This window comes from Paraburkholderia fungorum (genome assembly GCF_046027215.1).
Classification (GTDB): domain Bacteria; phylum Pseudomonadota; class Gammaproteobacteria; order Burkholderiales; family Burkholderiaceae; genus Paraburkholderia; species Paraburkholderia fungorum_D.
The window spans coordinates 13,284-25,482 of record NZ_JAQQEN010000003.1; the positions used below are offsets into that span (position 1 = coordinate 13,284).

Consider the following 12,199-nt stretch of genomic DNA (forward strand, 5'->3'; position numbering starts at 1 on the left):
GTGCGGCGCGGACGATCGGCGGTTCTCTCAAGGCGTTTTTTCGATACAGCCCCAGACAACGGCAGACCGTCAGCCGTCCTGTGCTGGAGGAACGATTTTTCTTAGAAGCGGACCGAAGGTCAGGCCCTGAACCAGGATCGAAAAGATCACAACGATATACGTGGTCGTGAGGATTAACTCACGCTCATGACCTTGAGGTAGCAGGAAAGCCATCGCGATGGAAAGCGCGCCCCTCAGTCCACCCCATGTCAGCATGGTGATGGTGCCCTTCGGAAGCGATACAACGAAACTCATGATCCTGATCGGAATCAGGACGCTGATGCAGCGCCCGACCAATACGCACGCAATGCCTACCAGTCCGAGGACAAGATAGGTTCCAGTCTCCCTGATCGCGAGAATTTCCAGCCCGATCAGCAGGAACAGCAAACTGTTTAGAATCTCGTCGATCAGTTGCCAGAACGTCTCTAGATACGCTTGCGTCTGCTCGGACATCGCCAGGTTCCGTTCATTGTTGCCCAGGAACAGCCCGGCGACGACCACGGCGATCGGCCCTGACATATGAACCGCGTCGGCGAGTGCGTACGAACCCATGCATAGCGCGATGGAAAGCAGAACCTCGACCTGATAGTCGTCGATCTTGCGAAGCAGGCGAAACACAATCCAACCAAGAAGCCAGCCAAGCAAGATACCGCCAAGCGTTTCCTGGATAAAAAACCACGACACGCCGGCAACGCTCGGATCACTCCGACCGGTAGCAATATCAAGGATCGTCAGAAAGATTACCGCGCCGACACCGTCGTTGAACAGGCTCTCGCCAGTGATCCGGGTTTCCAGATCCTTCGGCGCCCCGGCTTTCTTGATGATGCCAAGCACGGCAATGGGATCGGTCGGAGAGATCAGTGCGCCGAACAGTAACGCGAAGATGAAGCGCAGTTCATATCCCAGCAGATGGGCTGCGCACCAGAACAAGGCGCCTATGACAAACGTCGAAATGATGGTGCCGAGGGTGGAAAGGATGGTGACGGTCCACTTGACCTTGTATAGATCACCCAGGTCCACGTGCAGCGCCCCGGCAAACAGCAGAAAAGCGAGAAAGCCGTGAAATACCAGATCGCTGAAATCGATACTGGGAACGAAACCGGCATACCTGTGGACTTCGACAATGCCGGTCTCCCCCAGGACGACCAATATGAGAGAGGATGCCAGCGCAATTGCCATGAGGCCGATCGTGGGCGGCAGGTGCAGAAGGCGGTGATTCAGATAGCCGCCCAACGCAGTCAGCGCGATCAGGACGGTCACGGTTTGAAACAAGGTCATGAGGGACTACGCCGGTTCGGGTTTGACTGGGCCGCCATGACTGCAATCGGCACCGGCGCTATTCTACCGAGTGCACGCCGGCAGCCGAAAAGCTCAATCCGCGAACGCCTGCTATCCCGCGAGTCGAAGTTCAGTTGTGAGTAGAGTGGAGGCAAGCGAGGTTCTACAAAGCAGCCATTCACGACGACGTTCGGTCACATTCCCGTAAATGGCGGCGTCCGGCTGAATTTGAGACGTTCGCGCGCAATCATCGAATGACGGCAGAGGGTGGCGGATTCAACCGGTCGATGCAACACACTAGAATCTGCGTGAGCAGTGGAGGTGTTGCAATGAAGCAGAGACCGAGGATCTATTATTCTGAGAGTCAGAAAGCACTGATGTGGGACCGCTGGCGCAAAGGCGAAACGATTCATCAGATTGCCAAATTGTTCGATCGGGGCCACTCTTCGATACAGCGGATACTCGCGGAGGCCGGCGGCATCGAGCCACAGCAAAGACACCGCGCACCGCAGGCGTTGAGGCTTGCAGAACGCGAGGAAATCTCTCGTTGCCTGGTGGCCCGATTGTCGATTCGGTCTATTGCGGCCAGGTTGGGACGCGCTCCTTCCACGATCAGCCGCGAACTGCAGCGCAACGGCGGCGGTCAAGGTTATCGAGCAAGTCAGGCGGACGCGCTCGCCTGGGATAGGGCACGTCGCCCGAAGGTTTGCAAACTGGTGAAAAACCAGACGCTGGCCCGAGTTGTGGCTGCAAAGCTGAAGCTGCAGTGGTCCCCTGAGCAGATTTCTGGTTGGCTCAGGCATGTATATGCCGTCAACAAGGACCATCTGGTGTCACACGAGACGATTTATCGGAGCCTTTATATTCAGGCTCGCGGCGCCCTGAATAAGGAATTGCTTGAACACTTGCGACGCTCTCGAGTCATGCGGCGGTCTCGCCATCACACATTGAAAACCGAAGACCGTACGAACATTCGCGATGCTGTATCGATCAGTGAACGCCCCGCTACGGCGGAGGATCGCGCAATACCCGGGCACTGGGAAGGCGACCTGCTGTTTGGCAACGCTACCAGCCAGATTGCGACTCTCGTCGAGCGTCACAGTCGATTCGTGATGCTGGTGAAAGTACCCAGCAAGGATTCTGAGGCTGTAGTCAACGCGCTGATACGACACGCCAGCAAGTTACCTCGGGAACTATATAAATCGCTGACATGGGACAGGGGCTCGGAAATGGCCGAACACAACCGCTTTACCGTGGCTACCGACATCAAGGTCTATTTCTGCGATCCACAGCATCCCTGGCAACGCGGCTCGAACGAAAACACGAATGGGCTTCTCAGGCAATACTTTCCTAAGGGCACTGATCTCTCCGTCTATTCACAGGCGAGACTTGATGTCATAGCCAGACGGCTCAACGAACGTCCCAGGAAAACACTAAACTTCGACACACCGGCTGAGCGATTTCACCACACCGTTGCATCGACCGGTTGAATCCGCCGTCGACAAGAGGCGGTCGCGCCTGTCCGGCAGCGGCCATTCACGAAGCCCACGATGGGCTAGGGACGCTCTTTCTCCGGTTACAAATGGGCGCCGTGACCGTGCCATTGCGACAAGTATTCTTGTATCTGTCGACGACACGCGCTGGCGTCGACGTCACCACAAATCGTCAAGCTCCAGCACCATCTGCTTCTTCGGGTTTGTGCCACGAGCACCGTCGGAGGCATCTCCCTTTGGCAACGGTCGCTTCAGCACATTGAGATGAAAAACCCACAGCCACGCCGATCAGGACAATGCAATCATTCTCCTGCTTCGAGCCTTCGGTGCCGTTCGGGATAGCGTACCGCCCTCTACCTCCGCCGCCGCGATGTTCACGCTGCGTCTGCCAGCATTGACCGACGACAGTCCGCCGCAGAGCACCGGCACGCGTACTGCGCCCGAACGTCTTCACCCAGCGGTTCGTCCGTCGCCAGCAAATATTCAATAAACAGTTCTTCACCGGGCTCGATCGGCCGGAGAGTGTGGATGAAAATGCGGCCAGCGTCTTCGATCGTCTCGCAGTTCGGCGCGCACGCATGGTTGAGCCAACGTGCGCTATTGCCGCCGCGGCTGCCGTCGATCACGCGCCCGTCGGTCAGGCCAAACAGGAAGGTGTGTCCCTCGACGCCTTCGCGCCGGTGCCGGCGAACGGCATCGCGCCACGCGGTGATTTCACCCTTGTACTCGAGCACGCGCTCGCCCGCTCCAAGCGGTCGCATCGCGAATACACCCTTGCCGTGGACCGAAGACTGCCGGACGATCACGCGTCGCATACTTTTTCCCTGACTGATATCCGCGCCAGTATAAAGCGGCAAATGTCCGCATCCACTGCGACGTGATGCAACACCACGTAGCCATATTGAAGTTGAAGAGCTGGAGGGTTCCGACCAGTTGAACAGTGAGCATGTCGTCAGACCGCTCGAGATCGCGTCCTGATTCAGAACAGCTGGGCGCCGAGCTCGCGCAGGCTGTTCCACTTCACGGTACTCACAAAGGATCTGCCCGCAGTATCAAGTGACTCGATCATCGCGCGCTGCCCACGCGCTTCTGCGATCACGCGCACGATGCGCGTCCGGTAGCGCAGCAGCGCACCGATCGGTGGACACAGCTCCCGCCTGCTCCGCGATCGTTTATTTTATTCCCTGTCGCCGGCCAACGGTAGGGAACGGTGTGGCCGGCTGGGTACCGCCGGCAGGAACCCGCCGACGGTTTGCCCGCTCTCAGCCGCCGTTCACCGCATCCTTGAATGCCTTGCCCGCCGTGAACTTGACCGTCTTCGCGGCAGGGATCTGGATCTCGGCGCCGGTCGCCGGATTGCGGCCCACCCGCGCGGCGCGCGCGCCCGTGGAAAACGACCCGAAGCCGATCAGTTGCACGGTATCGCCTTTTTTGACGGCGGCCGTGACCGCGCCAATGAATGCATCGATCGCCTCGCCGGTTGCGGCCTTGCTTTCTCCGGTCGCCGCGGCGACCGCATCCACCAGTTCCTGCTTGTTCATTGTCTTTTCCTCGTTGAGTGAATGATGATGGCGTCACCCTACCCGATCGGCACGCCTCCGCGCAATCGGCACGTGACTGCATGGGTTTCACGCGCCCGGTCCACACCGATGCCGGCTCGTCTTCTCCTGTCGTTTCGGCGCGCACGTGTTGAAGCGGCCTGACGAAATTGGCACAAGCAAGGGCAGCGACGCTGACCGCGAAAGGTCAGCGGCCAGGGCTCTGCGCCGGAGGCCCGGCATTCTCCGGGGATCGACCGGCCGAAACCGTCGACCACGCCCCGGGCGGCTCCGCGCCCTCTGTTGCCTGTACCCGCGCCCGCCGCTCCGGTTACTCCCGTCAATCCGGCCCGAGCATCCGCTCACACAACTAATGTTGTAACTATCGACGTGTGGCTCGAAATCCCCCGGAGACCCTTGACCAGCAAGGCACAGAGGTTGAATCCGATTTCAACTAATGTTGTAACTCTCGCGTCGACGTCGGCAACTAAAGGTGTATCCCGATGCGCGGTTTCAACAAAAGTTGTACCTCAATGAGCGGTGGCGCGCCGCAGCACGGTCGCCATGTGCAAGGTGGAGAACCGGCTCACGCGGCGCGGCCACGTAACGGTGCACCCGATGGCAATGTGCTCAGGTAGTCACAAAATTAGTTGAAAACTGGTAACAGATTTAGTTGTGTGAGCGGTCATCCGGTTCATATTGGGGCCAGTGTCCTCAAATGAAGGGTATGATAGCCATAACTTTCATACCCTTCACTTTTAGACCGGAATGAGGGTACATTTCCATTCGACCCCGTGCTGTGGCCCGCCACACAAGGCGCGCCGGGTGGTCGATCAATGGCACCGACGCCTGGGACCGCGTCGCAGACCGTGCGACGAAGTAAAAGTAGCTTCGTTTCAGAAGTGAAATTAGCAGCACCGTAGGCTCAAGTCTGGCGACCTAACGGGAACGCGGCGCCTCACCATAGGGCTTGGTGCTCAATCAATCAGCCGGGCTATTAAGAATTCGCTTAAAAATGCGGAATGCCGTGCTTCGGCTGGCGTACAAAAGCCTTGTCAGCAGTGTCCGTCGCCCCCATAATAGCGACCAAGTGGACTGGGAGTTCCCGGTCGGCGTCAAAGCCTCGGTGAGTCTCACCGGGGCTTTTCGCTTTCTCGCGACGGGAAAATCTTCAGTCCCCAGTCCTCGTAGCCTTCCCCCAGACGTTCGCGCCCGCCGCTGCAATAGAATTTTCGTTTCAGTACCTCGAATGCGCGGTTCTCCTGCCCCGGGCGAATAACGCTCATCCCGACCGGCCGAGCCACGAGGTCGGCTAGCTGCAGCCCCGGCGAATCAACCTTCTTGTCGGCAAAGATGACGTCGAACGGCAAGGAGATGCCCAGTCGGTTGGCGCCGTCACAGATGCGACGAAACTCAAGCTCGAGCTCGTTATCTTCCTTCTTGCCGCGGCATTCGACGACCACGTGCGTCAGCGCGCCATCCTGATTCTTTTCCTGAAGGAATTCGTAGAGCGTTTCGAGACAGAACCCGAGCGCAAGATGGTAGGGGTTGTTGTCCGCGTCGCCGCGCTCACGAAGCCGGATCTTGTCAATGACACAACTGATCAGGATGAAGTTGCTGAGCTCAATGATGCCGGTCAGCTCGCAGATGAACTGCTGCTTGTGCTCGCGATTGACGAAGAAACGAAAATCTCCTTTCTCCTTCCGGATCTCATGTTCGTGGAGCACCACCAGGTCGTGACCGAAGTGGTTGAACTTGAACTTGTGCAGCGCCGGCACGACCTTTTCGCTGTAGTGCCGCTTGTAGAACACACAAAAAGCCAGCACGAACACCGGATAGTTGGCATCTAGTGTCTGCATGCCGTGATCACCACTCTCATCCACGTAGACGACGAAATTGCTGTATTTGCCCGGCACCGACGTCTCGCCGGCATCATCGTCCGCGTCATGTTGCGGCTCATCGTTAAACAGCGAAAATTGCTGCGGCATCGGCGTTGGATCGTTGCTCATGCGTTGGTTTCGCTCCCTTGGTCGTCATCGCGCCGTTCGCCGGATTCTCCACGCGACCGCGGCAACTATCGGTGGTGTTTTGGCACGTACCGCCGGGATCCTGTTCCCGGTCCGGCGAGGCGACTATTTTACTGTCGACCGATGCGCATCCGCTTTCCCGCACGGAATGTCGGTCGGCCAGCCCCTCATACACATGACGGCATGGAGCCCGGAGCGTCGCTCGCAGTGTGCTCAGAACAGTTGCGCGTCCTGGCAGCCTTATTACCGCCATTTTCTGCGCAAAACGCTACCCCCTATCAGCTCGCCTCGTCGGGCAATGCGCTGCCAAAGAGGTCTGCAATCGCGTCGCTCGCCTGTTGCCGCGATGGCATCGTGCCGCTGCGGACACGCGAGAGAACATCCGGTGGCAGCCAGGTATCCTCCATCGCGCCAATGCCGCCCTCGATCATCTGCTGCAGGAAAAACGATTGCCTCCTTCCCGTTAATTCTGCCAATAGTCGCAACCTGTGCTCGATCTGTGGGTTGACGCGTACCGCGACCACCTTCAGCTTGTTTTCGGCGGTCCGTTTCACCGCATACTCCTGTCGTGTTCTTCGTGCCGCAAACGGGCACGTTCGTGCGGTGCTTCTACCATGGTGAATCGCGCTTCGCAACGCCATTTCGAGGACGGGCTCCTGTACCCGGCTGCCTGCATTCCCACACCTGAAGGAAGAACGACGACCGTAATGTCGAAACTGGGCGCGATGACAAAGGTGCGGTCTTCAACCGTCGACTTTACCGGCCACCCCGCGGGCGCGACCTGGCGATCTGGTCCAGGCAGTCTTCCCCGGCATTGTCGGGTTCTGCGACGACACGCGTGGAAACGCCCGACCGTCGCGGTTCCTGGTTTCGACGACAAGTCCGCAGTAAACGAAGAGTACGGCTCTCCCGCTGATCCCGCTTACGCGCGCATGACGAATCGACCGCCTACTGCCCCTGACTGCTCGTGTCGGGAGGCACCCCATCTGGATCGACCTGTCAGGACATACGCGCCAAGGTAACGACAGAGGGAACCTCTTCCTGCGCACATCAGGAAGCACGACCCGCTCCCGCTCGCTGCTCCATGGCTACCGGTTAGCCCCGGGCAATGTGTCAGGTCCTTCCCGGACAATCCGGTAGCCAGGGGCACAAAGGCGGTGGCACAGCGACGTGCGACAGGACACCGCCTTTGTGCCCCTCACCGGTGCTGCACTTTCCGTGTCGCCATATACGCGTCGAACAGGCCCGCATGCAGGCGCCTGAGTTCCTGGCGCAGCGCGATGAGTGCGTGCTGGTCGCCTTCGTGCTCCCGGCGCAGGACCTCACCCAGCAGGACCATGGCCCGCGAGGCCGCGTGGTCACGCTGCACGCGCGCCTCCTCTAGTCGGCCCGCGAGAGCCCGCTTGACCACCAGCAGCCTGGCCGGGAACCAGGCGTAATCGTCGACCTCACCCGAGCCGGGAAACTCCGCATCGAAGCGCTGGCGTAGCGCGTCAAGCGACGCATCGCCCAGTCCGGGCAGCAACGCCAGGAATCGGGCGGGTGCCAGCCACGCCAGTTCAGCGAGCAGTGGCCACGCGGCATCCAGCCCATCCGCCCGGTAGCGTGCCTCGTCCATCCACGTGAGCGGCACGGGGATGCGCCACCAGGATTCAATGCCCTCGACGGATTCGCGCGCGGCCGCCCAGTCGTGGGCTAGAAGCCACAGGGGCGCGGCATGGCTGTCGGCATCGGCGCCGCGAAAGGCGAGGGTTCCGGCCCGCCGGGCGAGCGATCGCCAGCACGGTGCGAGCCACGGCTGGATGGCATGCACGGGTAACACCCGCCTGGCGGCGGGCGTGACCTCGACCTCGAGGTAGCGGCGCGCGATGGCCAGCGCCGCGTGATCAGCAAAGGGCGCTGTCGATCCGCGCCCGAGTTCGCAAACCAGCACGGTCATTGCGGACAGCGCACCGTCGTCCGGGTATTCGCCGGCCAGCAGTTCCAGTGCTGTTTGCGCGGCCGCAGCATCGCGCCGCTGCAGCGGCTCCAGCACGTCGTTGCGCAACATCAGGTCACGGCTGTCGGCGAAGATGTCGAGCTGCTGCATGGTCAACTCATTCAGAAGAGCTGATCGTGAAGAGCGATCAGACTAGCCCATTTCACCGTGCTGCGGAAGGTCCGTCCGTCCTCGTCCACCGACTCGATGATCACCCGCTGGCCGCTCGCTTCGGCGAGCACCCGCACGGTCCGCTCGTTATAGTGCATCAGTGCGCCGATCGGCGGACAGGTCGGGGCTTTGCGCCCTTTCCGCTGGCGTTTTTTTCGTTCCATCGGGCTTACCCGCGCTTGCGGCGCTCCGCGGTCTTGCTGGCCGCCGGGCGTGCTGCAGTTGGGCGTGCACGGGCGGCCTTCTCGCGGACCGGCCGGGCTTCCGCCTGACGCAATACCGCGAGCTGCTCCTGCAGCGTTACGTTCGTGGCCTGCACCGCATCCAGCCGCCCCTCCAACACGCCAGCCCGATGGCGTGCGTCACCGAGCTGCGCCTGCAGCGCTTCGGCCACGCGGCGATGGTCCGCCTCGCGTTTTTCTGCGCGCTTCGTCGCCTCGTCGAACTCCTTCTGCAGCTTCGTTGCGGTACTGCGCTCGCGGTCGATCTCGAGCAGGGCGCGCTTTTCGGACCCCCTGAGCCGCTCCTCGGCGCGCTCAGCCGCCTCCCTCTGCTTCGCCAGATCGCGCGAAAACCCTTCCCTTGCCTCCGCCAGTTCGCGCTCGCGCGCGGCCAGTGCCGCCTGGACCCGCGCCAGTTCTGCCGCCAGCGCCTGTCGCTGCGCGTGGCCGTCGGCCTGTGCGCGGTCGAGATCCCGTATCTCGACCTGCGCGGCCAGCAGCGCCGCGGTGCGCTGCTCGAGCGCGGTCTCCACGCGTCCCAGCTCGTCCCGCGCGGCGACGACCGCCTGCTGCGCCTCGACGCGCTGCGTCTCGACCTCGTCGCGCAGCGCGTCGAGCGCGGCCTCCGCTGACGCGGTGGCGCGGGCCCAGAGGGTGGCCACCAGTTCGCCTGCGGCCGCACCGAGATCGACGGGCAGGTCGGGATGCTCGATGCGCACCCGGCTTTTTTCCCGCAGCTCGGCCCAGAACTCGCCGAGCACGGCCGCGGGCGTGCCCATGCTGCCACGCCTCACCAGCTGGTACAGCCGGTTCGCGGTCGGCGTCTGGCCGAAGCGGAAAAACAGCAGCGCACAGACCTCGCGGTACAACTCGCGCGTCCTCGGGAACTCCCCCTTCAGCCGGTCGATTTCAGCGGCGAGGCGGGCTTCGTCGGGCTGGACCGCAGGCAGGGCGTCAGACATGGATCGGGAATCTGAATAAGTAGCATTGATAATACAACGTAAAACGCAAAATATACAACGTGTATGGCTACCTACACGACATTAGGCCTATAATGTCGTGTAAGCGCTCGCGAGCATCGGCCGTCATCGCGTCACACCCGTCGGAGCCACCCCAACCGTGCCAGATACCCCGATTGCGTCCGTGCAGCCCGTCGAGTCGCTCGCCATTCCGGAACGCCTGGACGGCCGCGACGGCACCAACCGGGCCGACCCCGGCAATTCGCAGCTTTCGGCCCGCAATGACCTTGACGCGGTGCGCGCGTGGCTGTCCAACTACGCGGACACGAAGGCGACTTTCGACAGTTACCGCAAGGAAGCCGAGCGCCTGCTGCTGTGGGCCGTCGTGCAGTCCGGCAAGCCGCTTTCGTCGCTCACGCACGAGGATCTGCTGCGGTTCAAGGTATTCCTCGTCAATCCGCAGCCCGCAGACCGCTGGGTATCGGCCAATGGCGGCAAGTACTCACGCAGCGATACACGCTGGCGGCCGTTCAACGGACCGCTGTCACCGGCCAGCCAGCGGCAGGCGCTGATCATCCTGAACGGCATGTTCACCTGGCTGGTGGACGCCGGTTACCTGCGCGGCAACCCGATGGCGTTGCTGCGACAGCGTGGCAAACACGCGGCGCCGCGGGTCACGCGCTACCTGTCGATTTCACTATGGGATGAGGTCAAGGGCTTCGTCGGGCAGTTGCCGCAGGACACCGGGCTGCAGCAGGCGTACGCCGCCCGCTGCCGGTGGCTCACTACCCTCTTCTACCTGCAGGGCATGCGCCTCTCCGAGGTCGCCGCCGGGAAGATGGGCGACTTCTCACGCCGGCTCGGCGCCGACGGATGCGAGCAGTGGTGGCTCGACATCATCGGCAAGGGTGACAAGGAGCGGATCGTCCCCGCGTCGCCCGAGCTGGTCGCCGAGCTGGCGCGTTACCGGAAGGCGAACGGCCTGCCGCCGTTGCCGGCTCGCACCGACGACACGCCGCTGCTGATCCCGTTCAGGGGAAAAAGCCGCTGCATGTCGCGCTCAGCCGTGCACGACGCGATCAGAAGCGTATTCGGCAACGCCGCCGCGTGGCTGCGCGCCCGCGGACCTGCGTTCACGGATCGCGCCGATGAACTGGACCGGGCGTCGGCGCACTGGCTGCGACATACATCGGGCTCGCACCAGGCCGACGGCGGTGTCGACCTGCGCACGGTGCGAGACAATCTCGGTCACGTGTCGCTGAACACCACCAGCCTTTACCTGCACGAGGAAGAGGACAAACGCCATCGCGAAACGGTGAAACACCACCGGATGAACTGGGCGGCGCCGCCCGCCGCAGAACCCGGTTCTGCGGACAACGACCCATGAACCCAGACCCGGACGGCCGGCCCCGGCGATTGCGTTGAGCCACAGGCCGACTGTCGCCTGACGCCCGACGGCCGCGAACGGTCCAGGCCAGAGTCAGGTGCTCACAATGATTGGGGAACTGGACGTCCCGGCCAGGAACGCCCTGAGCTTCTGCTCCGCGGCGAGTACTTCGTGCAGCGGAGCACTCGCGAGTTGCGAGTCGTAGAGGGCAAGAAGCACCTCGAAGTCGGCGATCGCCTCTTCCGGAAGCCGCCACTCGCCACACTCGTGAGCATGGGCCAGCGTCGCCTCGACGGCGTATTCGGCGATCCTGAATTGGCCGGCCGGACAGTTGCCGTATCCGGCCCGCTGCAGAAACCAGCCCAGATACACCACGCGCATCAGCTCATTGACGAGGTGTCCGTTTCCGTGACCGCTCCGGCACGCGACCAGTGCAAGATGACTGGCCAGGGACTGTTCGCCAGCCGATGCCCGATCCATCGGCAACAGCAGCGCTTTGGTTAGCGGTTTATGGCTGCGGGCACTGCGGGACTTATTTCGTCTGGAGGACACGGAGTCGAAATTGCAAGGAACGTTTTGAACACGAGCGGATTATAGCGGGACTGCGCGCGGGAATTTTAAGCTCGCATGAGCCGTGAGGCGCCACGCCAGGCACGCGTCGTATGAGCCCGGACGAGGCCCATCAGGGCGTGGCGCGAGAACCCGGTTTGCAGGCCATCCAGATGGAGCCTGGCAACGTGATAGTCCGGGACGCGCGCGCTGCCCCTGGCACACCCGACCATACGGACCAACTGACTGTAACCGGTCACCACCATGACCATAGGCCGTGGCTGGAAGCGGGTAGCCCCTCCCGCGTTATCGCACAAGCGATATCAATGCCCTGGCCGGGCGGGCGAAATGGGATCTCGCGTCGGTCCGGCGCGACATCATGTGTCAGCTGATCGTGACGAACAGGGAGGCCGCCACTTCTTTAAAGACCGGGGTTTGGGGTTGTTGGGTGCCCGGCGGGCGCAAGACCGTTAGTTGCGTCTGCCGGTTTGACAGATTACGACTCTGGAAGGTGAGCCAATACGGGAGACCTGCAGCATGGGCGTCGGGCGTGCCGGCG

Annotated in this window: 10 protein-coding genes and 1 pseudogene; 2 read left to right on the forward strand and 9 right to left on the reverse strand. The window is 61.8% G+C overall.

All coding sequences use genetic code 11. From position 1 onward, the window contains the following. Positions 1–69: 69 nt before the first annotated feature. Complete coding sequence (locus tag PQR27_RS35860; protein WP_408528431.1) at positions 70–1,299, reverse strand: cation:proton antiporter; 1,230 nt, start codon at positions 1,297–1,299, stop codon at positions 70–72. Positions 1,300–1,646: 347 nt separating this feature from the next. Between PQR27_RS35860 and PQR27_RS35865 the strand changes: the two genes are divergently transcribed. Continuing rightward, the gene (locus tag PQR27_RS35865) at positions 1,647–2,807 is read left to right on the forward strand and encodes an IS30 family transposase (protein WP_408528432.1); all 1,161 of its coding nucleotides are present in this window, start codon (positions 1,647–1,649) and stop codon (positions 2,805–2,807) included. A 377-nt stretch (positions 2,808–3,184) separates the two neighbouring features. Here PQR27_RS35865 and PQR27_RS35870 read toward each other — a convergent pair whose 3' ends face one another. From PQR27_RS35870 to PQR27_RS35900, 7 genes and pseudogenes are all read right to left on the reverse strand, one after another. Further along, on the reverse strand, positions 3,185–3,625 hold the full coding sequence (locus PQR27_RS35870) for an SET domain-containing protein (RefSeq protein WP_408528433.1): 441 nt from the start codon (positions 3,623–3,625) through the stop codon (positions 3,185–3,187). A gap of 447 nt (positions 3,626–4,072) precedes the next feature. After that, positions 4,073–4,360: pseudogene (locus tag PQR27_RS35875) on the reverse strand (HU family DNA-binding protein); the annotation flags it as partial. 1,121 nt (positions 4,361–5,481) lie between these two features. Further along, positions 5,482–6,357 carry a DUF3800 domain-containing protein gene (locus PQR27_RS35880; protein ID WP_106356507.1) on the reverse strand — a complete coding sequence of 292 codons (876 nt, stop codon included), beginning with the start codon at positions 6,355–6,357 and terminating at the stop codon, positions 5,482–5,484. 296 nt (positions 6,358–6,653) lie between these two features. Then, the gene (locus PQR27_RS35885) at positions 6,654–6,929 is read right to left on the reverse strand and encodes a YlcI/YnfO family protein (RefSeq protein WP_106356509.1); all 276 of its coding nucleotides are present in this window, start codon (positions 6,927–6,929) and stop codon (positions 6,654–6,656) included. A gap of 644 nt (positions 6,930–7,573) precedes the next feature. Then, a complete protein-coding gene (locus PQR27_RS35890; RefSeq protein WP_408528434.1) occupies positions 7,574–8,464 on the reverse strand; it encodes a hypothetical protein in 891 nt (296 codons plus the stop codon). An 11-nt stretch (positions 8,465–8,475) separates the two neighbouring features. Then, entirely contained in the window at positions 8,476–8,688 is a 213-nt protein-coding gene (locus tag PQR27_RS35895; RefSeq protein ID WP_106356513.1) for a hypothetical protein, read from the reverse strand. Positions 8,689–8,693: 5 nt separating this feature from the next. After that, a complete protein-coding gene (locus PQR27_RS35900) occupies positions 8,694–9,707 on the reverse strand; it encodes a DNA-binding protein (RefSeq protein ID WP_408528435.1) in 1,014 nt (337 codons plus the stop codon). Between the two features lie 157 nt (positions 9,708–9,864). Here PQR27_RS35900 and PQR27_RS35905 point away from each other — a divergent pair, with 157 nt between their 5' ends. Further along, positions 9,865–11,091, forward strand: coding sequence for a tyrosine-type recombinase/integrase (locus PQR27_RS35905; protein ID WP_408528436.1), 1,227 nt, complete (start codon positions 9,865–9,867; stop codon positions 11,089–11,091). A gap of 93 nt (positions 11,092–11,184) precedes the next feature. Here PQR27_RS35905 and PQR27_RS35910 read toward each other — a convergent pair whose 3' ends face one another. Further along, positions 11,185–11,571 (reverse strand): hypothetical protein, encoded by a 387-nt coding sequence (locus tag PQR27_RS35910; RefSeq protein ID WP_408528437.1) that lies wholly within the window; start codon positions 11,569–11,571, stop codon positions 11,185–11,187. Positions 11,572–12,199: the final 628 nt, after the last annotated feature.